The 25,375-nt window shown below is 70.7% G+C and carries 18 protein-coding genes, 1 other RNA gene and 1 pseudogene; 8 read left to right on the top strand and 12 right to left on the bottom strand.

The window, feature by feature from the left end:
* Positions 1 to 535: 535 nt before the first annotated feature.
* From O7606_RS00100 to O7606_RS00090, 3 genes are all read left to right on the top strand, one after another.
* Entirely contained in the window at positions 536 to 2,371 is a 1,836-nt protein-coding gene (locus O7606_RS00100; protein WP_281596918.1) for an N-6 DNA methylase, read from the top strand.
* Positions 2,371 to 3,876, top strand: coding sequence for a hypothetical protein (locus O7606_RS00095; RefSeq protein WP_281596917.1), 1,506 nt, complete (start codon positions 2,371 to 2,373; stop codon positions 3,874 to 3,876). The genes O7606_RS00100 and O7606_RS00095 overlap by 1 nt, the downstream gene beginning before the upstream one ends.
* Before the next feature lie 138 nt (positions 3,877 to 4,014).
* Positions 4,015 to 4,275, top strand: coding sequence for a hypothetical protein (locus tag O7606_RS00090; RefSeq protein ID WP_281596916.1), 261 nt, complete (start codon positions 4,015 to 4,017; stop codon positions 4,273 to 4,275).
* A gap of 201 nt (positions 4,276 to 4,476) precedes the next feature.
* Here O7606_RS00090 and rnpB read toward each other — a convergent pair.
* An RNA gene (rnpB, locus tag O7606_RS00085) (RNase P RNA component class A) lies at positions 4,477 to 4,894 on the bottom strand.
* 481 nt (positions 4,895 to 5,375) lie between these two features.
* Between rnpB and O7606_RS00080 the strand changes: the two genes are divergently transcribed.
* Complete coding sequence (locus O7606_RS00080; RefSeq protein WP_281596915.1) at positions 5,376 to 7,838, top strand: glycoside hydrolase family 9 protein; 2,463 nt, start codon at positions 5,376 to 5,378, stop codon at positions 7,836 to 7,838.
* 76 nt (positions 7,839 to 7,914) lie between these two features.
* Here the strand turns inward: O7606_RS00080 and O7606_RS00075 are convergent, their stop codons facing one another.
* Positions 7,915 to 8,991 (bottom strand): LacI family DNA-binding transcriptional regulator, encoded by a 1,077-nt coding sequence (locus tag O7606_RS00075; RefSeq protein ID WP_281596914.1) that lies wholly within the window; start codon positions 8,989 to 8,991, stop codon positions 7,915 to 7,917.
* An 80-nt stretch (positions 8,992 to 9,071) separates the two neighbouring features.
* A complete protein-coding gene (locus O7606_RS00070; RefSeq protein WP_281596913.1) occupies positions 9,072 to 10,718 on the bottom strand; it encodes a hypothetical protein in 1,647 nt (548 codons plus the stop codon).
* 222 nt (positions 10,719 to 10,940) lie between these two features.
* On the opposite strand from O7606_RS00070, the gene O7606_RS00065 reads away from it, so the two are divergent.
* Complete coding sequence (locus O7606_RS00065; protein WP_281596912.1) at positions 10,941 to 11,552, top strand: GNAT family N-acetyltransferase; 612 nt, start codon at positions 10,941 to 10,943, stop codon at positions 11,550 to 11,552.
* Between the two features lie 162 nt (positions 11,553 to 11,714).
* Positions 11,715 to 12,170 carry a hypothetical protein gene (locus O7606_RS00060; protein WP_281596911.1) on the top strand — a complete coding sequence of 152 codons (456 nt, stop codon included), beginning with the start codon at positions 11,715 to 11,717 and terminating at the stop codon, positions 12,168 to 12,170.
* Between the two features lie 695 nt (positions 12,171 to 12,865).
* Here O7606_RS00060 and O7606_RS00055 read toward each other — a convergent pair.
* Positions 12,866 to 14,128, bottom strand: coding sequence for an RHS repeat-associated core domain-containing protein (locus O7606_RS00055; protein WP_281596910.1), 1,263 nt, complete (start codon positions 14,126 to 14,128; stop codon positions 12,866 to 12,868).
* 312 nt (positions 14,129 to 14,440) lie between these two features.
* A complete protein-coding gene (locus O7606_RS00050) occupies positions 14,441 to 16,027 on the bottom strand; it encodes a glycosyltransferase family 39 protein (RefSeq protein ID WP_281596909.1) in 1,587 nt (528 codons plus the stop codon).
* A gap of 138 nt (positions 16,028 to 16,165) precedes the next feature.
* On the opposite strand from O7606_RS00050, the gene O7606_RS00045 reads away from it, so the two are divergent.
* A complete protein-coding gene (locus tag O7606_RS00045; RefSeq protein ID WP_281596907.1) occupies positions 16,166 to 16,927 on the top strand; it encodes a sulfite exporter TauE/SafE family protein in 762 nt (253 codons plus the stop codon).
* Here the strand turns inward: O7606_RS00045 and O7606_RS00040 are convergent.
* The 7 genes from O7606_RS00040 to O7606_RS00010 form a co-directional block, all read right to left on the bottom strand.
* Positions 16,909 to 18,570, bottom strand: coding sequence for a sodium:solute symporter (locus tag O7606_RS00040; protein WP_281596906.1), 1,662 nt, complete (start codon positions 18,568 to 18,570; stop codon positions 16,909 to 16,911). The two genes, O7606_RS00045 and O7606_RS00040, sit on opposite strands and share 19 nt — an antisense overlap.
* A complete protein-coding gene (locus O7606_RS00035; protein ID WP_281596905.1) occupies positions 18,570 to 18,812 on the bottom strand; it encodes a DUF3311 domain-containing protein in 243 nt (80 codons plus the stop codon). Before O7606_RS00035 ends, O7606_RS00040 begins: the two co-directional genes overlap by 1 nt.
* A 147-nt stretch (positions 18,813 to 18,959) precedes the next feature.
* Positions 18,960 to 20,282: a bifunctional RNase H/acid phosphatase gene (locus O7606_RS00030; protein WP_281596904.1), complete on the bottom strand. Its 1,323-nt coding sequence runs from the start codon at positions 20,280 to 20,282 to the stop codon at positions 18,960 to 18,962.
* Positions 20,279 to 21,016, bottom strand: a complete 738-nt coding sequence (locus O7606_RS00025; protein ID WP_281596903.1) for a C4-type zinc ribbon domain-containing protein — start codon at positions 21,014 to 21,016, stop codon at positions 20,279 to 20,281. The genes O7606_RS00030 and O7606_RS00025 overlap by 4 nt, the downstream gene beginning before the upstream one ends.
* Entirely contained in the window at positions 21,006 to 21,989 is a 984-nt protein-coding gene (locus O7606_RS00020; RefSeq protein ID WP_281596902.1) for a Nif3-like dinuclear metal center hexameric protein, read from the bottom strand. The genes O7606_RS00025 and O7606_RS00020 overlap by 11 nt, the downstream gene beginning before the upstream one ends.
* A gap of 693 nt (positions 21,990 to 22,682) precedes the next feature.
* Positions 22,683 to 23,255: a flavoprotein gene (locus O7606_RS00015; protein ID WP_281596901.1), complete on the bottom strand. Its 573-nt coding sequence runs from the start codon at positions 23,253 to 23,255 to the stop codon at positions 22,683 to 22,685.
* Complete coding sequence (locus O7606_RS00010; RefSeq protein ID WP_281596899.1) at positions 23,252 to 24,481, bottom strand: helix-turn-helix domain-containing protein; 1,230 nt, start codon at positions 24,479 to 24,481, stop codon at positions 23,252 to 23,254. Before O7606_RS00010 ends, O7606_RS00015 begins: the two co-directional genes overlap by 4 nt.
* A 303-nt stretch (positions 24,482 to 24,784) precedes the next feature.
* Between O7606_RS00010 and O7606_RS00005 the strand changes: the two are divergent.
* Positions 24,785 to 25,348, top strand: a pseudogene (locus tag O7606_RS00005) (bifunctional DNA primase/polymerase); the annotation flags it as partial.
* Positions 25,349 to 25,375 lie beyond the last annotated feature (27 nt).

The raw sequence follows: 25,375 nt of genomic DNA, 5'->3' as shown, positions 1-25,375 counted from the left end.
ATTAGGCCGCCGTATGACGAGAGGCCGTTGTCCGGTGGGGTGGTGGGCCGGCGCCCGCCGCGCCGCGCGGCCAGCAGTCCGCGCAGCGTAGGGGAGCGCAAGCCGGGTCCGTCGGCGGCTGCCGGGTGGTGAGCGGGGTTGCGGCTACTGCGCCTCCGGGGAGTGCCTCCGGCTCCAGGATGGCTGAGGCACCGTCGGCGGCTCACGGTCTGAGGGTGGCCGTGGGGAGCCATCTCGCCCGCCGCCGGACGACGCTGGCGAGCCGAGCAGATCGCGCCCGACCCGCCAGCGTCCGCGTGAGCCGTCAAGGCCGTCTTGACGTGGCGAGCCGGGCGGCGGCCCGCTCCCCGGACAGGCGGGTCGATGGCTACGGGATGACGGTTGCCCCACTTGCGTGTGCCGGGTGTGCGCCGGTGATTGAAGGGCGATATGTTATGCCGTCACGAAGCCCCGCAGTGCGTCGACGGCTGGCGCGCGCTGCCCCGCCCTAGGGTCGGACTGGGTTCAGCCTCTGGATATGAGCTGAAGGAGTCGCATGACGGACGTGCTGGCGAGCGAAGCGCCCCTCCGCGACGGATACATCAAGGACTACATCAGTGAGACGCCTGTGCGGGCGACTCCGGAGGAAGTAGACGCCGTGCAAGTATTTGCGCGACGCCTGGTGGAGGACCTCGGATACCCGAAGAGTCATATCCAAACGCGGCCTCAGCACACAGTCAGGCGCAGCCCTTCCGCCAGTGGCCGGTCCTACCCGGTCGACATTGCAGTTTTCGCGAGCCCAGACCGCCTGGAAGAAGACCTTGCGATCGTAGTCGAGTGCAAGAAAAAGAATCGACGCGACGGCCGACGCCAGCTTGAACTATATCTTTCTATGTCACACGCCAATGTTGGCGTCTGGTTCAATGGCGAAGAACACCTGTATATCCACAAGAGGTACGTCGAAGGCGGCAAGGTACTTTTCCACGAACTTCCGGCCCTTCCACGCCACGGGCAACGCGTTGAGGATATCGGCCGGTACAAGCGGTCCGATCTAGCTGCAACTCAAGCACTACGCGCGGTCTTCCGGGACATCCGAAACCACCTCGCTGGAAACCTCACTGGTATTACGCGGGATGAGGCCCTTGCACAACAGATTATCAATATTCTGTTTTGCAAGGTTTACGATGAGATGGACAAGGGAGCTGACGAATACGTCGAGTTCCGCGCCGGTGTAGGCGAAGACCCAGAAACGATCCACCAACGGGTCCTGGACTTATTCAGCGCAGTCAAAAAACGTTACGGCGACGTATTCTCCAAGACGGATTCGATTGAAATCGACCCGATTAACCTCGCATACGTGGTCGGCGAACTGCAAAATTACTCGATTACGGAATCAACTCGCGACGCGATTGGTGATGCCTTCGAGGTCTTTATCGGCCCCAGCTTGAAGGGTGCGGAGGGTCAGTTCTTCACGCCCCGCAATGTCGTGCGAATGATGGTCGACGTCTTGCAGCCAAAGCCCCATGAGCGAATCATGGATCCAGCCTGTGGTAGCGGTGGGTTCCTCCTCGTCGCGCTGGAGCATGTATGGCGGCGCGTAGAGGAGGATGGCGCTAAGCGCGGATGGGACGCTAGCCGTATCGACACAGAAAGGCGATACATCGCCACCCAATTTTTCAAGGGGATCGAGAAGGATCGCTTCTTAGCCAAGGTCACCAAGGCTTACATGGCAATCGTGGGTGACGGTCGAAGCGGCATCTATTGCGATAACAGCCTGCTGCCTCCGTCGAGTTGGGATCCTGTTCTCGCTAAAGACATCAAGTTCGGCAGCGTCGACGTAATTTTTAGCAACCCGCCTTTCGGCACACGTATCCCAATCAAAGGTCGCGAAGTGCTCGCGCAGTACGACCTCGGTCACAAGTTCGACCGCGATAAGAGCGACAAGGCACGCTATGTAAGGTCCAGCAAACTTGTCGAGACTCAGTCCCCACAGCTGCTCTTTATTGAACGTTGCCTGCAATTGCTTCGGCCGGGCGGCCGTATGGGAATTGTTCTGCCGGAGAGCATCTTCGGGATGCCTACCTATACCCATGTCGTCCAGTGGCTCAGAGCTCGATGCCAAATCGTTGGAATCGTTAGTATGCCGGAGGAGCTGTTCCAGCCGCATACGCATGCCAAGGTCTGTGTCGTCTTCATCAAAAACGTTCCCCCTGATAACAACCGTGACCGTAAAATCTTCATGTCGGTCGTTGAGTGGTGTGGCCACGACTCAAGGGGCAACGAAACAATCCGTCGCCACCCGGACGGCCGAGAAGAGCTACTAGACGACCTGCCCAAGGTATCACCGGCCTTCAAGCGGGCAATGGGCCAGGATATCTGGCAGGAGAAGTGATGGAGAGCAGACTGGGCTTCGTCGTGTCCGAAGGACAAATTCGTAACGACATTTTTGTTCCGAAATACTACGACCCGGAGATCGAAGCCACGATTGAGTCGTACTCCGAAACGCATTATCTCGTGCCCGTTTCGGAGTTAATGGCCTCCGGTGAGCTGGAAATGCGCCAAGGGAACTACATCCCTAAGATGCATTACGGGACCGGCAGCGTGCCATACATCCGAACGTCGGACATTGCCAACTGGGAGCTTCGAGGATCCCCGAAACACGGGATCAGTGACAATGTGGCTCAGGTGTTCCGACAGAAGCAGAACGTTAGGTCGGACGACGTCCTGCTGGTGCATGAGGGAACGTACCTCATTGGCACTGGATGCCTCATCACTCAATTCGACACCGATATTCTCTATCAGCACCACCTTGCGCGCCTGCGGGTCATTAACGATACTCGAATCAACGGCCCTCTGCTCATGTGCGCGCTAATTTCGAGCGTAGTTCAAAGCCAGATTCGAAGTAAGCAATTTACGGCAGATGTAATCGACAGCATTGTAGGACGTTTTCCTGAAGTTCGAATTCCCATCCCGAAGTCACAGCAGCGGCGCGCTGAGCTGACAACCCGCGCCCGCAGCCTATTCCGCGATAGAGCTGAGGCTCGGCTGAGACTCGCTGTTTTTAGGCGCGGTCTCGACGCAGCGCTTGAGTCAGGAGATCTTAATGGACTACGCAAAGAGGTGGAGGAGGCGCCTGAAACCGCCAACAACCATGGCATCGTTGGCTTCCTTGGGTCTTCCTACAAGGCTGAGAGCTTTACGATTACCGACGGGCAGGTGCGGAACAATATTCTGCTACCACGCTACTATGACCCTGCTGCCGAAGATGCATTAAGCAACCTGTCCGGCGAATGTGAACTCGTATCAATGGGAGACCTCGTCGAGTCAGGGGTGGTGGAGCTTTCGACGGGTGACGAGGTCGGCAAGTTGGCGTACGGGACGGGGAAGATCCCGTTCGTCCGCACCTCGGACCTAGGCAACTGGGAGCTCAAGCAAGATCCGAAGCAGAGGGTCTCACTTGAGGTTTATGAGAAATTTGCCAGAAAGCAATCGGCGCGATCGGAGGATATTCTCCTCGTCCGCGACGGCACGTATCTTGTTGGGTCGAGCGCCATGGTTACCGGCTACGATCTTCCATTGTTGTTCAGTGGCGGACTATATCGAATCCGCGTCACTAGACCAGAAGCACTCGACCCCTACCTACTGCTCGCTTTGCTAAACACGCAGGTCGCCGGACGGCAAATGCGGAATAAGCAGTTCACCCGGGATGTGATCGATACTCTGGGACGCCGGTTTGAAGAGGTGCGTCTTCCAATCCCCCGCAGTGTTGAGGTGCGGGCGGGCATTGCCTCCTTAATGCGGGATCTTGTTGAGAAGCGAGCCGACTTAAGGTACGCCGTCGGCCAGCTCGGCAACGAGCTGCTCGGAAAGAAGATTCCTCGCCAGCGGTCCAGCTAGAGACATCTTATCTATGGGCCCCTGCGAGCAGCCCAAACGGCAAGCATGGACACCACAGAGCAAGCCCTACGCGGAAAGGAAGCTGACCGGAGCTGTGCAGGGCAGCGCCATCCATCCCTCCCGTGGCAGGATCTGAGAGTGACCGAAGAAGAGAAGTTGGTAGCGGTGTTCGAGATCCCGGCTGACTCGAACGAGGACAACTGGAGCTACGCGATCAGCGCCACGGAGCAGGCCGTCCGTCAGGCTGCAATAGAGGCCGGCGTCGGCGGGGACCAGCCGATGGTGGAAGTGAGTCACACGGGGGTAGTAGCCCTTTCCACAACCACCGGACGGCTCGTCGGTCGCGTCGTTACGAAGGAAGGGCTTCCTTCCTGGACCGCCCCTCGACGAGTTCTCTGAGTGGGTCCTGGCCGCCTCACGGCAGGACCGTGAGGCGGCAAGAGCCGGCAAGAGCACCCCGCTCGCCGCATACGCGGCGACCCCGACCCGCGTTTCGCTGACTCCGGGTTCGCCGAATGTCTGGTCGACTGGGCCCGCGACATCCTACGCACCCACCCTGCTCCGAGGCCCTGTTGCAGATCTCCTGCGCGGAGTGGGCGACGGACGAGTCGACCTGTACGCCGGATTCTGTGCCCGACGCGTACCCCGTGCGGGGGTCCGCGTCGGCGGCGGCCATCCATCTCGGCCTGCCGTCGCCGGCAGGCTCCTGCGGCCTACCCGCAGACTCGGGCGGGCCGCCCTCGAACGTCTGCGCAGGTCGCCGACCTCTCGGCCGGCGGCCCTCTTGGCCTTGCTCCGGGTGGGGTTTACCGAGCCACCCCGGTCACCCGGGATGCTGGTGGGCTCTTACCCCACCGTTTCACCCTTACCGCGCCGTTACGGCACGGCGGTCTGTTTTCTGTGGCACTGTCCCGCGGGTCGCCCCGGGTTGCCGTTAGCAACCACCCTGCCCTGTGGAGTCCGGACGTTCCTCGGCGGCGGGCACCCGGCCCGCCGACGCGACCGCCCGGTCGACTCGTCCGTCGCTCCCCCATCCTAACGACGTGATCTCCCCGGCTATTGCCGGCCCGGTCACCGGCCGTGGCGACGCCGGACGCCACCCGGGGCAGGCGGCGGTGGCCGGGCGGTCACCCCGACAGCACCCCGGCAGGCGGCCGGGTGACGGAAAGGTTTCCGGGCCAGGAAAGGAACATTGACGGGCGTTACCGGTGGCTGGCAGGATGCTCATCGGATCTGGCTCCGGGCCACCATCCGAGCGTGACCCCTGGGCGGGGCCGGGCACCCCGCCGCCGTCGGGCGTCACGCCATCCGCCAGCGCCGTCCGCGCGCTGCGCGTACCGAAGAAATCTTTTCCTCGCCGGTGCCGGCGCTCGTCGCCGGACGCCGCCGCCCTGCGGGCCGCGCCACGCCACGCCGAAACGCACCGCGCGGCCCCCCACCGTCGCCCCGCCCAGGCCCACCGCCCAGACCCACCAGCCCCACTTCTCCCAGGAGGAACCGTGTCCCGTCCAGCCGGCAGACGCCGTGCTCCGGTCCGTACGGCAGCGGCGGCGGTCGTCGTCGCGCTCGCCGCGACGGCCGTGCTCGCTCCGGCGGCCCAGGCCGCCCCCGACCCCGGTTCGATCGTGAAGGTCAACCAGGTCGCCTACGTGCCGGGGCTGCCGAAGCAGGCCACCATCGTCAGCGGCTCCGGCTCGCCGATCGCCTGGACGCTGCGGAACTCGGCGGGCGCCACCGTCGCCTCCGGGCAGACCACGGTGCGCGGCGCGGACTCGCTCTCCGGCGACAACGTGCACATCGCCGATTTCTCCGCCTACGACACGGTCGGCACCGGCTACGTCCTGGCGGCCGGCGGGGCGCAGAGCTACCCGTTCGACATCTCCGCCTCGGCGGTGCGCAAGCTGCGGTACGACTCGCTGGCGTTCTTCTACCACCAGCGCAGCGGCACCCCGATCGAGGCGCAGTACGTCGGGGCCACCTACGCCCGGCCCGCCGCCCACCTGAACGTCGCGCCGAACCGGGGCGACAACAACGTGCCCTGCCGGGTGTCCTGCGGCTACACGATGGACGTGCGCGGCGGCTGGTACGACGCCGGTGACCACGGCAAGTACGGCGTGAACACCGGCATCGCCGCCTGGCAGTTGATCAACCAGTACGAGCGTACGCTGCACGTGGCGGGCGCGGACCGGGCCGCGCTGGCGGACGGCACCCTGGCGATCCCGGAGCGCGCCAACGGCGTGCCGGACATCCTCGACGAGGCCCGCTGGGGCGTCGAGTTCCTGATGAAGATGCAGATCCCCACCGGCCGCGCCGACGCCGGCATGGCGCGGCACAAGGTCAGCGACGAGAACTGGACGGCCCTGCCGACCCGGCCCGAGCAGGACGCGCAGCCCCGGGTGCTGGCCGCGCCGAGCACCGCCGCCACCCTCAACCTGGCCGCGACCGCCGCGCAGGCCGCCCGGGTGTGGAAGACCATCGACCCGGCGTTCGCCGACCGCGCGCTGACCGCCGCGACCCGGGCCTACACGGCGGCCAAGGCCAACCCGACCCGGTACGCCGACGCGAACGACACCAACGGCAGCGGCACGTACGCCGACAACAACGTCACCGACGAGTTCTACTGGGCGGCGGCGGAGCTGTACGCGACCACCGGGGCCAGCAACTACCGCAGCGACGTGACCGGCTCCCCGCACTTCCGGGGCACCGGCTTCGGCACGCATGGCTTCGAGTGGTGGTGGACCGCCGGCCTCGGTGACGTCACCCTGGCCATGGTGCCGAACGGGCTGAACGCCTCGGACGTCAGCGCCACCCGTAACGCGATCTCCAGCTACGCCGACCAACTGTTGACGCAGGCCAACCGGCAGGGCTACCCGGTCGCCACGCACAGCCAGCCGCTGTTCGTGTGGGGCTCCAACGGCATCGTCGCCAACGCCGGTAACGTCCTCGCCCTGGCGTACGACTTCACCGGCCAGCAGAAGTACCGGGTCGGCGTGTTCCAGACGCTTGACTACCTGTTCGGCCGCAACCCGTACAACCAGTCGTACGTCTCCGGGTACGGCGAGCGGGCCGTCCGTAACGTGCACCACCGGTTCTGGGCCAACCAGGTCGACGGGTCGCTGCCGACCGCGCCGCCCGGCTCGCTGGCGGGCGGCCCGAACCAGGAGCTCCAGGACCCGTACGCGCAGGCGCAGCTCGCCGGCTGCCGGCCGCAGAAGTGCTACATCGACCACATCGACGCGTACTCGGTCAACGAGGTCACCATCAACTGGAACTCGGCGCTGGCCTGGCTGGCGAACTGGGCCGCCGAGAAGGCCGGCGACGCCCCGCCGCCCCCGCAGGACACCACCGCCCCGTCCACGCCGGGCGCCCCGACCGCGTCGAACGTCACCGCCACCGGGGTCACCCTGAGCTGGGCCGCGTCGAGCGACGCGGAGAGCGGCGTCACCGGCTACGAGGTACGGCGGATCAGCGGCGGCACGTCCACCGTGGTCGCCTCCCCCAGCACCGCCTCGGCGACCCTCACCGGGCTCAGCCCGGCCACCGCGTACACGTTCGCGGTGGTGGCGAAGAACGGCGCGGGGCTGGTCTCCGCCCAGTCGCCGAGCGTGCAGGTGACCACCGCCAACGGCAGCACCCCGCCGCCCGGCGACGCCGGCTGCAAGGTCGTCTACACGGCCAACAGCTGGAACAACGGGTTCACCGCTAACGTCACCGTCACCAACACCGGCAGCGCCGCCTGGTCGGGCTGGACCGTCGGCTTCGCGTTCGCCAACGGGCAGACCGTCGCCCAGGCGTGGTCCGGCATCGCCAGCCAGTCGGGCAGCCAGGTGACCGTGCGGAACGAGAGCTACAACGGCACGGTGGCCGCCGGGGCGTCGGTCAGCTTCGGCTTCAACGGCACCCACACCGGTACGAACACCAACCCGAGCGCGTTCACCGTGAACGGCGCCGCCTGCTCCTGACGTAGGGCACAGGTCGACGGTCGCCCCGGCTCCTGAGAGTCGGGGCGACCGTCGTGTCCGGAGCTGCCGTCGTGTCTCAGGTGGACGCGCTGTCGCGGGCGGCGGCGCCCGGGGCGGCGCTGTGGCCGGGCGGGGCGGTGCTGGCGCGGGGGATCAGGACGGTCGGCAGCTCGATCCGGTCCGAGGTGGGTTCCCGGCCGGCGGCCAGGGTCAGCAGCAGCTCCATCGCGGTCGCGCCCATCCGCAGCAGCGGCTGCCGGACCGTGGTCAGCGCGGGCACGCTCCACTGCGCGACCGACAGGTCGTCGAAGCCGACCACGCTCAGGTCGGCCGGGATCCGCACCCCGGCGGCGTGCGCGGCGGCGTACACGCCGAACGCCTGGAGGTCGTTGCCGGCGAAGATCGCCGTCGGTGGGTCGGGCAGCGCCAGCAGCTCCCGGGCCACCCGTACGCCCTCGTCGGCGATCAGCTCCCCGGCGCGTACCAGGGTCGGATCGGCCTCGACCCCGGCGGCGTCGAGGCCGGCGCGGAAGCCGTCCAGGCGGGCCCGGCAGCACAGCAGGTCGGCCGGGCCGGTGAGCACCGCGATCCGCCGGTGACCCAGCTCCAGCAGGTGCCGGGCCGCCGCGAGGCCGCCGTTCCAGTTCATCGCCCCGACGGACGGGGTCTCGTGCTGCGGGTCGCCGGTGGGGTCCAGGGCGACCAGGGGCATCCGGCGGCTGGCCAGTTGGGCCTGCTGGCCGGCGGTGAGCCGGGCGGTGATGGCGATGACCCCGACCGGGCGGCGGGCCAGCACGTCCTGCGCCCAGGCGCGCGGCGGCACCGTGCGCCCCTGCATCTCGGTCACCGCGACCGCGAGGCCGCGCGGGTTGGCGACCTCGGTGAGGCCGCGCAGGATCTCCAGCGCCCACGGGGTGTCCAGGGACGGGAACAGCACCTCCACCACGGGCGTCGGCCCGGCCGCCTCGGGCCGGCGGTAGCCGTTCTCCCGGATGACCTCCTCGACCCGCTGCCGGGTGCTGTCGGCGACCCCGGCGCGTCCGTTGAGGACCTTGGAGACGGTGGGCACCGACACCCCGGCGAGCTGGGCGATCCGGGTGACCGAGACGTCACCGCGCCGCCGGTCCCCGGTCGCCGCCCCGGCGTCTGTCATCGCACCGGACCCGGCCACCGTCACCAGGGCAGCCTACGACATCGACGACCACCCGACCGGTACGCCGGATCCGCTCGCCCTCAGCCTTCGTCGCACCGGCCGAAGGGCGTCAGGGTCGCACAGGTGGGCAGCAGGAGGTTCTGCGCCCACTGGACGGCCCCCAGGATGGCGCCGTACGCGAACACCATGAGGGTGCCGGTCACCGCGAAGACCGGGTACAGCAGGCCGCTCGCCGGGCCGTCCGGATCGGACAGCAGTACGCCCAGCGACGCCCAGAACGACAACACCAGCACCGGTACGACGACGCTGAGCCCGGCCAGCCGCCGCAGCCGCGTCCGCCGCGACGGGTCTTCGAGGAGTTCACCGAGCCGCCGGAGGTCCCTCGTGACGGCGACCGGCGACAGCACCACCGAGGCGAAGAGCAGCATCGAGACCCACACCCGTCGAGGCGCCCGAGGGGACGGGTCCCGGCGGAACGCCTCCTCGATACGCCCGGTGGTGACGGTCAGCCAGTGCCAGATGCCGATGACGAGCCAGGGCAACGCGGCGAGAACCAGATCGAAGGTAAGGCTGATCACCTCCGTTCCCAGCCCGGAGAGCCAGGGGGCCACGTTGTCCAGGAACGGCGCGAGGATCACCACGAGCACCGGCCAGGCGGCCACCCCGAGAACGGTCCGGCCCTCGACCCGGCTGCCGTCCGCGCCACGGGCCACGAACGGCGGAATCCGCCCGAAGCCGTCCGACCCGTCGTCCGCGCCCGGCTCGGGAGCCGTGTGACGCCGCCTGTTGCACGAGTACAACCAGCCGACCCGCAGGGCGAAGGCCGCGAAGAACCAGACCGAGAGGGCGAGCGGGTACGCGTACCCTTCGGCGAAGCGGACGTACCCCACGGCGATGCTCACCAGGAGCACGGGGGGCGCGGCCAGGATGATCAGGTCTATCGGCCACTCGGCGGGCGGTCGGGCCCCCGCCTTCTGGAACACGGCGCGTTCCCGCGCGTAGGCCCCTACCGACTTGTTGACGAACCATCCGGCGGCGGTGTCCCGCACACCCCACCCGGTCTGGTCGGCCAGACACAGCAGTTGCCGTTTGAGCCGGAAGGCCGGCACGAGCATCCGGGTGCTCAGGTACGCGACGAAGATGACCGCGGCGAACAGGACAACCACCGCCGTGCCCGTCATCCCCATGGTGCGGTCGACGACGTCCACCGACGTGGCGGGGCTTCCGCTGAAGGTCTTCGCGACCAGCCGGAGCGCCTCCCGCGCCCGGTCCTCCTCGCTGTCCCGCACCGCGTTCTCTTCCGTCCACACGATCCTGGAGACCAGGTCCTCGAAGTACTCCGACTTCACCACGAGGATCTGCGCGACGACGAGAGCCGCCACCACGTAGGCGAGGACCGCGACGAGCTGACGCGGCGTCCGCAGCGACCGGTGGTAGGCGGCGCACAGCTCACGGTCGCCGCGCTCGGCGTCATTCAGCTTGCCCAGCGCCTCGCGGGCGTGGTACTCGCGTTCCAGCGCGCCGAGGCTGCGTTCGATGTGCCGGCTCAGATAGAAGCGGGTCAGCAGCGTCGGCCGGGGCAGCCACCACGACCACCACACGCACGGTCGGCTGCGGCTCCACACCACCGGCCGTAGCTCCGCCGCCCCCGCCCGGGCCCGGTCGTAGCCGCGCAGCAGTCCGCGTACCGAGGCGAGGTCCTCGGCGGGCGGCTCGTCCCCGGTCATGACGTCTCTCCCACGGTGGATGGCGACCATCGGACGGCGGGAACACCCGGACCGGCCGACGGCGGCTACCCGGCGTCGACGCCGACAAACCCGTTCCGGCGTACGGTCAGCGCAGGACCGGGCCGGCGGCCACCGCCACGACCAGCGGCGTCAACGCGGCGCCGAAGGAAGAAGCGGCGGTGTGCGCTGTTCAGGTCCCGCCCACGACGAGAGGTGACCACGATGACCACGCCCGGGAGCGTCCGGCAGGTGACCAGCGCGGACGAGGTGGCCGTCGCCGCCGACCTGATCGCCCGGTCCTTCGACCACCTGGCCGCGAACCACTACCTGGTGCCGGATCCCGCCCGGCGGTTGGCCACCATGCGGGGCTTCTTCCACCTGCTCGCCGCGCACGCCGCGGCCGGGGCCGGCGAGGTCCTGCTGACCGCCGACCGGTCGGCGACCGCGGTGTGGTTCGACCGTACGACCGAGCCGGGCGCGCCGGAGCGCTACGAGGAACGCCTCGCCGAGCTCGCCGGACCCCATCATGACCGCTTCGTCGAACTCGACGACCTCTTCGAGGCCCACCACCCGGGCGAGCCGCACTGGCACCTGGCCTTCCTCGCGGTCGACCCGACCCAATGGAAACGCGGCCTCGGCAGCGCGCTCATGCGGATCACCCACGCCCGGCTCGATCGGGCGGGGCTCCCCGCCTACCTGGAGGCCACCGGCGACGACAACCGGCGGTTGTACCGCCGCCACGGCTACGTCGACCTGACGCCCTCGGCGATCCGGCTCGGCGACGGCACGCCGTTCCACCGGATGTGGCGTGTGCCGGCCGACGGCGGGCGCTGACCTGGCCCCCTACGGGTGACACCGTCGCCGCCCCGACCTGCGGGCCAGGGCGCAAGACCGTCATTCCGTCAGCGGATCTGCGGAACCGGTGCCGACGCGGCGTACGACGTTCGAGCTGCCCGGCCTCTGGCCGTTCGCGCGGCCGGCTGAAAGGGTGTCCTGGTGGCCCAGCGGATCTCCTTCCCGTTTCTCGTCGTCGGCGCGCTCTGCGCCCTGACGCTCGTGGGCTGCACCCCGGCAGGTGACCGGGCGACGGACACGGCGGTGACGGCGGACAGCGTGCCGGCCACCGGCCCGTCCCGCCGGCCCGCGCCGGCGCCCGTGGTCGGCACACCGCCCACCGGCGACGGGCCGACGCTCCTGGTCGTCGCCGCCACCGAAGGCACACGCCAGGTGGGCGAGGCCCGGGTCGCCGTGGGTGATCTGTGGCTGACCGGTCGATGCGCCCACGGCACCCTGGAGCTGCACGTCGAGCCGCTGGCGGTGCTGCCCGTACGGTGTGACGACCTGCGGGGCGTGCCGTTCACCCATCAGATCGTCGTCGACGCGCCGGCCACCTACCGGATCCGGGTGGCCGCCCCACCCGGCCTGACCTGGAACCTCCGGGTCGAGCAGTAGCCGGCCCGCTCCGACCTGCGGGCCACGCGGGCTCACTCCGCTTCCCGGGCCGGTCGGACAAGCGCTGGTCGGTACCGGCGTCGCAGGCTGGTGTGGTCCTCGATCCAACGCAAAAGCCAAATTCAGAATGGCAAGGACGGTACTCCTCCACCGCTGTCGCCGTACCGTACGGGTCGTACTGGTACGACGCGACCTTCGACCCGTGGGCCCGGACGACCCCACCGTACGTCCACGATTACAACCACGGCATGCGGTGCTGCTCGTGGAGCCGGGGCCGTGGCACGGCCTCGGCTCCACGAGCTCCCGCCAACTGGTCAGCCGACTTCAGGGCCGGCGCGTCCAGGACTGCAGCTACGTAGCCGACGGGCATGGCGACGCCGACGAGGCCGAACATCGCGCAGGGGCGGCCCCGTCAGCGTTCTTAGGTACTGACGGGGCCGCGTAGAACTATTGTCGCCTCACAACCAGATCAAGATTCCTTGTTCCTGGGTGAGCTTCGCTGCATCCAAAGACCGACGACTGCCCAGATCAGGAAAACACCGGCGAGAACTGCGAGAACGATGCTCACGGGACCGGCGAAACCGGCCACGACCTGACTGAGAAACACTAAGACCATAACGAGAGAAAATAATGCAAGAGCAGGCCGCGGTGGGAACTTCACGCAAATCAACCCCTTTCGCTGTGAGGGCGACGGCCTAGTACGTGCCGCCGATCGGATCACCGTTGTCGTCGTAGCAGCCCGTCACTACGCCGGCCGCAGCCAATCCGTACCCCACGAAGAAGCCGACCATACCGATCGGCGTGAAGATGGCACCGATGGCGACTGCAAGGCCAACCGCCGCCAAGCCGCATTCCAACCAGTCCGGCCCCCACATACCTGTCGGGTCGACATTGTTGGTGGGGTTACCCCCCGCGTACGCGTACCTGTTGCCATGCCGCGGGCTGCCTACGAAGCTGAGGTTGTCCTGCTGGGTGAAGCGACCCTGCACCGGGTTGTACCACCGCTGCCCGAACTTCGTGAACCCGGTCGTCGCGTCGAACGTCCCACCCGCGTACCGGATCAGACTGGTCTGACCCAACGAGTACTCGTCCACCGCCGTCGCCGTACCGTACGGGTCGTACTGGTACGACGCGACCTTCGACCCGTCCGCCCGCACGATCGCCACCACCGAACCCAACCCGTCGAGCACGTACGCGTGATCGACACCGCCGATCCGCAACCCCAACGGGCTGCCGAAGCCGTCCCGCTCCACATAGGCAGTAGACCCACCGTACGTCCAGGACTGCAACCACGGCATCCCGTGCTGGTCCTCCATGCCGTACTGGAGGGTGGCCCAGGCGGTGCCGACCAGCTCGACCTGGTCGGTGCCGGCATAGCTGTAGGTGGCCGCGTTCGCGCCCACCATCTGCTTGATCGAGTTGTACGTCACCGGGTTCACCGACGGTGCGCTCACCCGGGTCTGGTTACCCCGACCGTCGTACGTGTTGTTGGTGGTGGTGACCTGGTTCGCCGAGTTGTAGGTCAGGGTCTGGGTGGTGACCCCGTCCACCTTGACGGTCTTGCGGTTGCCGTTGGCGTCGTAGGTGTACTCGTAGGTCTTGCCGTGGTGGTCGGTGGCCTTGGTCAACCGGTTGGCGTCGTCGTAGTCATACCGGCTGATCTCACCGCTGACCTCGTTCTTCTGCCACTGCCGCAGACCGGTGTCGTCCGCTGACGCGGTGGAGCAGGGCTGACCGGAGACGTACCCGGCGTAGCAGTAGCTGACGTCGAACACCGTCGCCGGGCTGGCCGAGTCACGGGTGGTGGTGATCCGGCGGACCCGGTCGGACTTGTCGTACGTGGTGACCGTCCGCATCGCCCACGCGCTGTTGGTGTCGTTCGTCGCGAACCAGGTGTGGGTACGGTTGCCGCTCTTGTCGTACTGGAAGTTGTAACGGGTGTTGCCGGCGGTGTCCATCCGGACCAGCCAGTTGCGGGAGTTGTAGTAGTACGTCGTGGCTATAAGGCTTCCTTGCCGTCGGTCAACAGTCGGCCACGGCAAGCGTTTTCGGGGACTATCGCAAATTGAAGAAATGGCAGCTCGCACCCGGTGCGCCGCATTCAAACGTGATCTGCGCCACCGTTGTTTCATTGGACCTGCGGGAGCGAAAGTTCACTCACTCGCCAGGAAACCGTCGAGGTGCCACCAGGGTCACCGAGATGCGGCCCGAAAATGTGAACGGAGCGGAAACGGCCGGAGCGGCCCCGTCGGGTTGCGCCCGGAGCAGGGTCAACCCGCCGGCGGCTCGTCCACGGCACGCAGCAGGGGCACGCCCTCGACGGTGCGCCACAGGCGGTAGCGGGTGGCGAGGATGCGGCTGGTCGCGCCGGTGGGGTCGACCCGGGCCGGATCGTGGTTGAGCACCACCAGCCGGGGGCGGTCCGGGCCGTCGAGCATGGCGCGCAGCCGGGGCAACGCGGCCGGGATCTTCTCGATCGGCTTGCCCCACAGGTACGGGTAGTCGGTGCGCCGGTCGGTCAGGAAGTACAGGTCGGCCTGGGACACCAGCACGAAGATCCGGTCGTCGGGGCCGGTCGCGGCGCGGATCACCGCCGCGATCTCCGCGTCCCGGCGGGCCGCCTCCGCGTACGGGACGGCCTGCCGGCGCTGCTGCGGGGTGGCCGGAGCCAGCGCGCCCAGCCAGACCAGGTGCGGCAGGAGCGCCACGGCGACCAGGCCGGTCCGCAGCGCGGGGCGGTCGACCCGGGTCACCGCGACGGCGGCGAGCACGGTCAGCGGCGGGAGGAGCTGCACCCAGTAGTGCGGCCAGTACGCGCCGCCCAGGTTCACCCCGACCACTCCCCCGCCCAGCCAGCCGGCCATGATCACCCCGGTCGGCCCCGGCCGGCGTACCCGGCTCAGGGCGGCCGGGACGGCGCGCGGTGACGGCGGGGCGGCACGCGACGGGGACAGCCCGGCGCGCGGCAGGGACAGGGCGACCGTTACCGGCAGGGCGAGGGCGGCCAGTTCCGGGGCGGCGGCGCCGAGGCTGCGCAGCAGGGCGGCGGCCCGGTCACCGGACTGCGGGCCGCCCAGGGCGGCGAGCTGGTAGCCGGCCAGCGCGTGCCAGTACTCCGACCAGCCGACCGTCACCCCGTGCAGGGCGCACAGGGCGAGCGGCCCGGCCGCGCCGGCCAGCGCCGGGCCGTACCCGGAGAGGCGGCGGCCGGTGGTCACGGCCGCGACGGCCAGGGTGGCGGTGAGGCCGTCGACGCCCGAGGGTTTCATGGTGAGCGCGGCCCCGGCGGCGATGCCGGCGGCGACCAGCCAGCCCGGCCCGCCGTGCCGCCGCCAGCGCAGCGCGGCGACCACCGCGACGGTCGCCGGGACGCCGGCCAGCAGCTCGCCGTTGAGGGTGAACCCCTCCAGTCGGGGGGCCACCCCGACGGTCGCGTAGAGGGCCGCCGCGACCACGCCGGCCCGGCGGCCGGCGAGCTGCCAGCCGGCCGCGCCGACCGCCAGGGTGATCAGCGTGCCGGCGACCACCGCGCCGAGGCGGATCGCGCCGCCGTCGGGGTCCAGGTCGAGCAGCAGCCGGTACGTCAGGAGCAGCCCCTGGGGGCGGTCCAGCCACGCCTCGCGGTACAGCGGCACGCCCCGGGACCATTCCCGGGCGACGTGCGCGTACCCGCCCTCGTCCATGCCGAGGCCGGCGCCGACGAACGGCAGCCGGAGCACGGCGGCGAGCCCGGCGGCGGCCAGGATACCGACGCCGGCCGGGCTCGCGGAGACGCCCCGGGCGTGGGCGGCCCGGGCGTGGGCGGCCCGGGCGTGGGCGGCCCGGGCGTGGGCGGCCCGGCGGGCTGGGGCGGGCATGCCGGGCTCTTCCCGTTTCCACGCCGCCGAAGCGCGCACCGGGCGGATCGTTCGCGGCTGCGGCCCGCCGTGCGGGGTCGTCGGGTGGGCGGCGGGCGCCGGGGCGCCGGGCGGCAGCCTGGGTAGGCTCGGCAGATCATGGACGTTTCCGCTGTTCTGCTGCTGCTCGCGGCCGGTCTGGCCGCGGGCATGGTCAACGCGGCGGCCGGCGGCGGGTCCCTGATCACGTTCCCGGCGTTGCTCGCGGCCGGGCTGCCGCCGGTGCCGGCGAACGTCTCCAACTCGGTGGCCGTCGCCCCCGGCTACCTGGCCAGCGTGGCGGGGAGCTGGCGGGACCTGCCGCCCCGGCGGACGGTGGTGGCGCTGGTCCCGACCGCCGCGCTGGGCACGGTGGGCGGGACGCTGCTGCTGTTGAACACCCCGGCGCGGGCGTTCGAGCTGGTGGTGCCGTTCCTGGTGCTGGGCGCGACGGCGGTGCTGGCGTTCCAGGGGCCGCTGCGCCGGCTGGTCGGGCATCCGCGCGACGTGGGGCTGCGCCGCCGGGTGGTCACCCTCCAGGCGATGGTGCTGGTCGGCTCGGTGTACGGGGGGTACTTCGGCGCGGCGCTCGGGGTGATGCTGGTCGCCGGACTGGCGCTGGTACGTGACGACCCGCTGGTGCGGGTGACGGCGTTGAAGAACCTGCTCTCGGCGGTGGTCGGGGTGACCACGCTGGTGGTCTTCGCGGTGTTCGGGCCGGTCGACTGGGTGGCCGTGGCGGTGGTCGCCCCGGCCACCCTGGTCGGCGGGTACGCGGGCGCGCGGCTGGTGCGCCGGCTGCCGGCGGTGGCGCTGAGGACCCTGATCGTGGTCTTCGGCACGGTGATCGGCGGCTACCTGCTCTACCGCGCGCTGCGCTGAGGGTCGACCGGGTCGGGCGTCAGCTCGGGGAGGGGGTCGACCCGGGGGTCGCCCTCGTCGGCGAAGTAGTCGTCCGGCTCGGTGCCGTCGACGCCCTCGTCGACCTTCGCGGCCCGCAGCGCGAGGGTGACGAGCGCGGCGACGACCAGGTTGACCAGCACCGCCACGATCCCGACGTAGATGGTCTTCTTGGTGTCGACGCCGAACTCGGAGAGCGGGAACGCCGAGCCGCCGAAGTGCTTCCGCCCGTTCGCCGGGTTGGGGATCTGGTAGAGCATCCACATGCCCAACCCCATGCCGGCGGCCCAGCCGGCGATCAGCGCGCCCCGGTGGAACCAGCGGGTGTAGAGGCCCAGCGCCACCGCCGGCAACGTCTGGAGGATGATCACGCCGCCGATGAGTTGCAGGTCGATGGAGAACTGCGGGTCGAGGAAGACGATGCAGGCGACCGCGCCGACCTTCACCACCAGCGAGGTGACCTTCGATACGGTGGCCTCCTGGGCGGGGCTGGCGTCCCGGCGCAGGTACTCCTTGTAGATGTTGCGGGTGAACAGGTTCGCCGCCGCGATCGACATGATCGCCGCCGGGACGAGCGCGCCGATGCCGATGGCCGCGTACGCCACGCCGGTGAACCAGGCCGGGAACTGCTGGTCGAACAGCACGGGCACGACGGTGTTGCTGTCGACCGTGCCCTCCCTCGCGCCGGGCAGCGGCGTCACGTCGGCCGCGATGGCCATGAACCCGAGCAGCGCGATCAGCCCGAGCAGCAGGCTGTACGCAGGCAGCGCCGACATGTTCCGCTTGATCACGTCCCGGTTCCGGCTGGCCAGCACGCCGGTGAGGCTGTGCGGGTAGAGGAACAGCGCCAGCGCCGAGCCGAACGCCAGGGTGACGTACTGGAGCTGGTTGTTGGCGGTCAGCAGGATCCCGTCGTTGGGGTTGGCCGAGGCGGCGAACTTGGCGTCGGCGGCGTCGAAGATCTCACCCCAGCCGCCCAGCTTCTGCGGCAGCCAGAGCACCACGACCAGGATGACGACGTAGATCAGGGTGTCCTTGACGAACGCGATCAGCGCGGGCGCGCGCAGCCCCGACTGGTACGTGTAGGCGGCGAGGATGGCGAACGCAACGATGATCGGCAGGTGCCGGGCCAGGGTGCTCTCCCCGGTGACCCCCATCGTCTTGAGCACCGCCTCGATGCCGACGAGCTGCAACGCGATGTACGGCATAGTGGCGACGATCCCGGTGATCGCGATGATCAGGGCGAGCACCGGCGAGTCGAAGCGCTTACGGACGAAGTCGGCCGGGGTGACGAAGCCGTGCCGGTGCGACACCGACCAGAGCCGGACCAGCACCAGGAACACCAGCGGATAGACCACGATCGTGTACGGCACGGCGAAGAACCCGGCCGCGCCGGCCCCGAACACCAGGGCCGGCACCGCCACGAACGTGTACGCGGTGTAGAGGTCCCCGCCGATCAGGAACCAGGTGATCCAGCCGCCGAAGCTGCGCCCGCCCAGCCCCCACTCGTCCAGGTGGGCCATGTCCTTCGGGGCCCGCCACCGGGCGGCGACGAAACCCATCGCGCTGACCAGCAGGAACAGCACGGTGAAGATGACGATCTCGGTGAGGTTGTCCCGCCACATCAGCGACCACCCCGCCGCTTGGTCATTTGGTAGACGAGCGTCGTGGTGCCGACGCCCAGCAGGATGTACGCCAGCTGAAGCCAGTAGAAGCGCGGGAAGCCGAGGATCCGGGGCGCGTCACTGTTGAACAGCGCCGGGATCAACGGCACCACGATCGGCACGAGGAGCAGCCAGTTCCAGGGGCTGTGGTCCCTGCCCCGGGAACGCGTCGTGGTCGGCGGCTCCGGTCCGGTCCCGGCCATGCGCCCACCTCCGGAAGGTCGTGACGGACAGCAACAGCCCGGAGGTTATCGACGCGGTGACCGGCGTCACCCACCATTGTGGATCTCTGCGCTCAGCGGCGTCCCGCCTGCGCCGAGCGGCGTCACCCGGCGCGGGCGGGGGCACGGCTACGTCAGGTGGGCGGTGTCGTTGACGGAGCGGACGGCCACCCCGCCGTCCGGCCAGACGTCCAGCACGCAGATGCCGGCCGGGTCCAGGTAGAGGCGGTGCAGGAAGGCGTCCCCGGCGGCCAGCGCGTCCCGCAGCAGCAGCTTGATCGGGGAGACGTGCGAGACCACCACCACGGTCTGCCCGGGGTGCCCGGCCAGCAGCGCGTCCCGGGCCCGGCCGACCCGGGCGGCCACGTCGACGAACGACTCCCCGTCCGGCGGGGCCACCGCCGGGGAGGCCAGCCAGGCGTCCAGCTCGCCCGGCCACTCCTGGCGTACCTCGGCGAAGGTGCGCCCCTCCCAGGCCCCGAAGTCACATTCGACCAGGTCGTCGGAGGTACGCAGCGGGACGCCGCCGAGCGCGGCGGCGATCGGCCGGGCGGTGGCCGTACACCGGGACAGCGGTGAGCTGACCACGGCCGCGACGGCCGGGGCGAGGGCGGCCACCCGCGCGGCGGTGGCCCGCGCCTGCTCCCGGCCGCGCGGCGACAGCGGCACGTCGCCCCGGCCGGAGTAGCGGCGCTGCGCGGTCCACTCGGTCTGGCCGTGCCGGACCAGGATCAGCCGGGTCGCCTCGGCGGCGGCGCGCGGCTCCCAGGAGGCCGACCCGGTCGTCGGGTCGGCGCCGGTCGCCGCCGGACCCGGCGCGGTCGGCGCGGCGTCGGTCGGACCGGGCGCGGTCGGCGCGGCGACCGGGGCCGGGCCGGTGGGCGCGGCGGCCGGGTCGGCGCTGGTGGCGGTCCGGCCGGCGGTGGCGCGGGCGGCGGCCTCCCGGGCGGCGGCGCGGGCCGGCGAGTCGGGGGCGGCCAGCTCGCGCGGCGGCTCCACGATCCGCGGCGGCTCGACGACCGACCGTTTCGGGGTACGGCCGGCGGCGGCGTCCATCGCCGCGTTGGCCAGCGCGTCGGCGTGCCGGTTGCGTTCCCGGGGAATCCAGGTGAAGGTCACCGCGTCGAACCGGCGGACCAGCGCGGCGGCCTCGGCGGCCAGCGGACGCAGCCCCGGGTTCTTGATCTGCCACCGGCCGCACATCTGCTCGACGACCAGCTTGGAGTCCATCTTCGCCTCGACCCGGGACGCGCCCAGCTCGGCGGCGGCGGCGAGCCCGGCGATCAGCCCCCGGTACTCGGCGACGTTGTTGGTGGCGGTGCCGATCGCCTCGGCGCGTTCGAGCAGCACCTCACCGGTGTCGGCTTCCCGGACCACCGCGCCGTAGCCGGCCGGGCCCGGGTTGCCCCGGGAGCCCCCGTCGGCCTCGACGACGACGCTGGCCAGGCTCACAGGCCGGATTCGTTCGTGCGGACCATGATCCGGCGGCAGTCCTCGCAGCGCACCACCTCGTCCGGCGCGGCCTTGGCGATCCGGGCCCGGTCGGCCCCGGACAGGTCGAGCCGGCAGCCGCCGCAGCGTCCGCCGCGCAGCAGCGCCGCGCCCAGCCCGGTGGACTCACGGATCTTGTCGTAGAGGACGACCAGGTCGGTGGGGAGGTCGGCGGCGAGCGGCTGCCGGGCGGAGCGCTTGAACTCCTCCTCCTTGGCGATCTCGGCGAGGGTGCCGTCGCGCCGCTGCTCGGTCTCCGCGCGCCGGTCGCGCGCCTCGGTCAGCCGCTGCTCGATCCCGTCGAGTACGGACTGCGCGCCCTCCCGCTGCTCCATCAGCTCCAGCTCGGCGTCCTCCAGGTCGCTCTGCCGCCGCTGCAACGAGGCCAGCTCGTGCTGGAGCGCCTCCAGCTCGCGGGCCGGGCCGCTGCCGGCGGCCAGCCGGTCCTCGTTACGGGTCTTACGGGCGCGGACCTGGTCGACGTCCTTCTCCAGGCGGGCGATGTCCCGGTCCAGGTCGTCCACCGCCACCTGGGCCCGGACCCGCTGGTCCTCCAACGCGGACAACTCCCGGGCCAGCGCGTCCAGCTCGGCGTGTTCCGGCAGGGTACGACGACGGTGGGCGAGCTGGGCCAGGGCGGTGTCGATGGCCTGGAGGTCGAGCAGGCGGCGCTGCACTGCCGGTTCAGCCTTCACGTCGGGGCTCCTTAGTCGTCGTCCACGGCTTGGTCGTCGTCCACGGCTTGTCGTCGTCCGGGGCGGAGTGCGGGGCGGGGGCGGAGTGCGGGGCGGGGCGCCGGGCGGACCCGTCGCCGGGCCGTGGCGGGGTGGGGCTGGCGGCGTGCCCGGTCCACGGGTCGGTGTCCAGGTCGGAGACGTGCGTCTCGACGCCCAGGGTGGCCCGCAGGTGCTCGGCCAGGTCGTCCAGCCAGGGGCGTTCGGTGGCCCAGTGCGCGGCGTCCAGCAGCGCCGGCCCGCCCTCGGCGAGGTGCTCGCCGGCCGAATGGTGACGCAGGTCGGCGGTGAGGTAGGCGTCCACTCCGGCGGCGGTCGCGGCGGCGAGGAAACCGTCACCGGAGCCGCCGGTGACCGCGACGGTGCGCACGACGCGGGCCGGGTCGCCGGCCGCGCGTACCCCCCAGACGGTCGGCGGGAGCACGGCGGCGACGTGCCGGGTCAGCCCGGCCAGGGTCGTCGGCTCGGGCAGCTCGCCGATCCGGCCGATGCCCCGCCCGCCACCGTGCGCGGGGCTGCCCGGGGCGGCCGGCTGCAACGGGCGCAGGTCGGTCAGGCCCAGCCGGGCGGCGAGCGCGTCGGAGACGCCCGGGTGGGCCACGTCGGCGTTGGTGTGCGCCACGTACAGAGCGACGTCGCGTTTGATGAGCTGGTGCACGATCCGCCCCTTGAACGTGGTGGGCGCGACCGAGGAGACCCCCCGCAGCAGCAGCGGATGGTGCGCGACGATCAGGTCGGCCCCGACGGCGAGCGCCTCGGCGACGGTCTCCGGGACCACGTCCACCACGCAGGCCACCCGGCGGACCTCGGCGGTCGGCTCGCCGAGCACCAGCCCCACCCGGTCCCACTGTTCGGCCCAGGACGGCGGGTAGCGCCGCTCCAGGGCGGTCACCACGTCGGCCACCGTCAGCGGCGGGTTTCCGGTTGTGCTCACGGCGGGCCAGCTTACCGGCGTCGGCCCGATCCGCCGGTGACACCCGGCCCGCCGGAGCGTCCGGACGACGCCCGGCGGACGTCCCGCCCACGGTCGACGGGCACCCCGCCTGCGCCCCGCCAGCCCCCGGCCCCGACTCCCGACTCCCGGCTGCCGGCTGCCGGCTGCCGGCTGCCGGCTGCCGGCTGCGGGCTGCGGGCTGCGGGCTGCGGGCTGCGGGCTGCGGGCCAAGATCGTCTTCGTCTCCCGGAAAACGGCCTTTCCTCCACGAACGTTCCACCGTTATCACCGAAACGAAACACCGGTCGCCGGAACGCCGTCCTCACGGTGGCGCGCCGCGATCGCCGTGGAGCCGGGCTCACCCGCCGAACGTGAGGCGCCCCTGCGGAAACGCAGGCCGCCGTCGCGGCCAGCTCCCTCCACAACCCCGGCACACCAGACACGCCACCCGTAGCTCGGCCGGGTCGACCGGGCCCGTAGGCCACACGTCCCGGCACACCAGACCCGACGCTTTGCTCTGCGCCTGTCGACGCGCCAGGCCACAACCGGTGGGTGGCGCGTCGATGGGAGCAGAGCAAAGCGTCTGAGCAGATGGGTGGGCGGGATCGGTGGCTGCCCCATCGGTCCCGCCGGACGGCGGGCGGGGGCGTCCGGACGGCGGGCGGGAGCGTCCGGACGCCCCCGCGGCGGGGGTCAGCGGGTGGGCAGCGGACGGGCGGGCAGCGCGCGCAGGGCGAGCTGCCAGGGGAAGGCGTCCAGGTGGCGGTCACCGGTGCCGGGCGCGTGCAGCGGGTACACGTCGTCGCCGAAGAGCACCGTGACGCCCCACTCACGCAGCCGGTCCAGCCCGGCGCGGAACGCCGGGTGCGCCGCCATCGCGGTGTTGGTGAACGGCACCGCCACGATCGGCGTGCCCCGGCCCTGCGCCTCGACCAGCAGCCCGAGGGCGAGCGTGTCGGTGATCCCGGCCGTCCACTTGTTGACCGAGTTGACGGTGGCCGGGCAGACCACCATGGCGTCCGCCGGGGGCAGCACGTCCGGGTCGCCCGGGTGCTTGTAGGTGGTCCGTACCGGATGACCGGTCAGCCGGGCCAGCGCGGCCCGGTCCACGAACTTCGCCCCGTCGGGCGTGGCGACGACGCAGACCTGCCAGCCGTCCCGGTGGGCGAGGTCGACCAGGCGGTCCACCCGCCCGGCCAGCGGCGAGCCGCAGACGATCACGTACAGCACCGGGCGGTCGCCCGGCGGGGGCGCGACCGCGGTCATATGCCGACTCCCATCTGCTCGGCCAGCTCCGCCACCGACGAGGACGGCGCGCCCCGGGTGCGCCGCAGGATGTCCGACATCACCTCGTGGGCGATCGGTCGGCAGCGGATCTCCGGGGCGGCGAGGCGGTCGCCCTTGAGCAGCATCTCGCCGGCGCTGGTCACGTCGCCGATCTGGGCGAAGCCCCGGGCCAGGTCGAGCATGTGGTGGGCGCGCCGCTCGGGCAGCAGCGCGTCGAACGCGACCGGGTCGATGGCGAGGTGGGTCTCCACGGCCCGCCCGCCGTCGCCCAGCTCGACGGCGGCGGCGGCCCGGTGCAGCAGGACGTTGGTCGGGCCGAAACACGTCCAGTAGTGGTTGTGGTCGCCGCCGAGGCGGTGGGCGGCCTCCTGCGCGCCCCGGAACAGCTCCTCCACGGTGGCGGCGTCGCCGGTGCGGGCGGCGGCCATCGCGCCCTGCAACAGCAGCATCCCGTAGACCGACAGGCGCTGCGGGGGCACGTCGTCGACGCCGTCGGGGGCGAGCCGGTTGGCGAAGCGGAGGTTCAGCTCCAGCGCGGAGCGGGCCCGACCCATGGCGAGCAGCGCGCTGGCGACCCGGGTGGTGGCGATGCCGGCGAGGAGTTGGTCGTCGGCGCGCTGGCTGACCGCCATCGCCCGGTCGCCGGCCAGCCAGGCCAGCTCGCACTCGCCGAGTTTGCGCAGCACCGACGAGGCGATCTGGTAGACCTGCCCGAGCAGGTGGGCGGCCTCCCGGCGCTGGTCGTCGCCGTCGTACGCGGCGTCGGCCGCCTGGGCGTCGCGCAGCAGCTTGGGCAGGCCCCGGGTGAGCATCCCGTACCGGCCGTACTGGTAGGTGAGCCAGGCGTGGTTGACCGCCTTGCGCATGTCGCTGAGCAGCGGCGGGTACGGCACCTGGTCGAAGTACGCGCTGACCGCGTCGTACCGCTCCAGGGCGGCCCGGATCTGGTCGACCTCGACCTGGTCGATGCAGTTCAACGCGTCGTTGCGGCGCTCCGGGTCCTTGCCGAGCAGGAGCTGCACGTCCAACTGGAGGATGTCGGCGATCTCGTAGAGGACGGAGAACTTGTCGAGGCGACGCACCCCGCGTTCGATCTTGTCGACCCAGCTCTTGGACTTGCCCAGCCGGTCGGCGAACACCTGCTGTGACATCTTGCGACGCCCCCGCCAGTAGGCGACCCGCCGTCCGATCGGTAACTCGTCCATCTGGTAACTCCTCCCCGACCGGGCGTCTCCCGGGGCAGCGGACCACAGGTCCGCGTTGCCCGTCAGCGCCCGGTTCGTCCTAATCGCACAGCCAGTACGTCGGTCAGCCGAGAGCGGGACGTAGCTTTCGTGCAACTTGCATGGAATCGTTGTCGGCTGGAGCAACGACGATCGATGGCCCACGGTGACGGCGTCGGCGGACCTGAGGTTTCGTCCACGACCCGGACGTGTCTCGACCAGCCGACCGGAGCGCACGTCACAGCCGGTGGAACACGGCGGGTGTGTCGAGAGGAGTCAGGGAGTATGTGGCGGACCGTCGGACCGCGCGTCGTCCATCTGTCACCACTGGAACGGGTCCGGCTACGCCGGATCGCGGTCCGGTACGCGCTGCGCGGCTGGGCGGTCACCCCCGGCGCCTGCCTGGCCCGCAGCAGGTTCGTCTGCGGGCGGGCCGGTTGCCCCACCGTCGGCTGCCACCCCGCGCTGCCGGAGTGGGAGCTCGCCGCCAGCACCGACCCGGCCCGGGTGGCGACCTGGTGGCGCAGCCGCCCGTACGCGCTGCTGCTGCCCACCGGCCGCGCCTTCGACGTGCTGGAGGTGCCGGCCTACCTGGGACGGGCGGCCCGCGCCGCGGTCGACGCGGTCCCGGTGGCCCGGGGCCCGGTCGCGGTCACCCCGACCGGCCAGTGGATGTTCCTGGTCAGCCCCGGTGAGCCGCTGCGGCCGGAGCTGGAACGCTGCTTCCACGTCATCCGGCACGGGCTGGGCTCGTGGATCCCCGCCCCGCCCACCCGGCTGCCCGAGGGGCCGGTGCGCTGGGCGCTCGCCCCGGAGCAGGCCCGCTGGCGGCTGCCCGACGCGTACCTGGCGCAGACGGTGCTCGTCGAGCTGCTG

The organism is Micromonospora sp. WMMD882 (assembly GCF_027497255.1).
GTDB lineage: Bacteria > Actinomycetota > Actinomycetes > Mycobacteriales > Micromonosporaceae > Micromonospora.
Note: the sequence above shows the minus strand (reverse complement) of the source record. Positions and strands in the feature narration are given on the sequence as shown.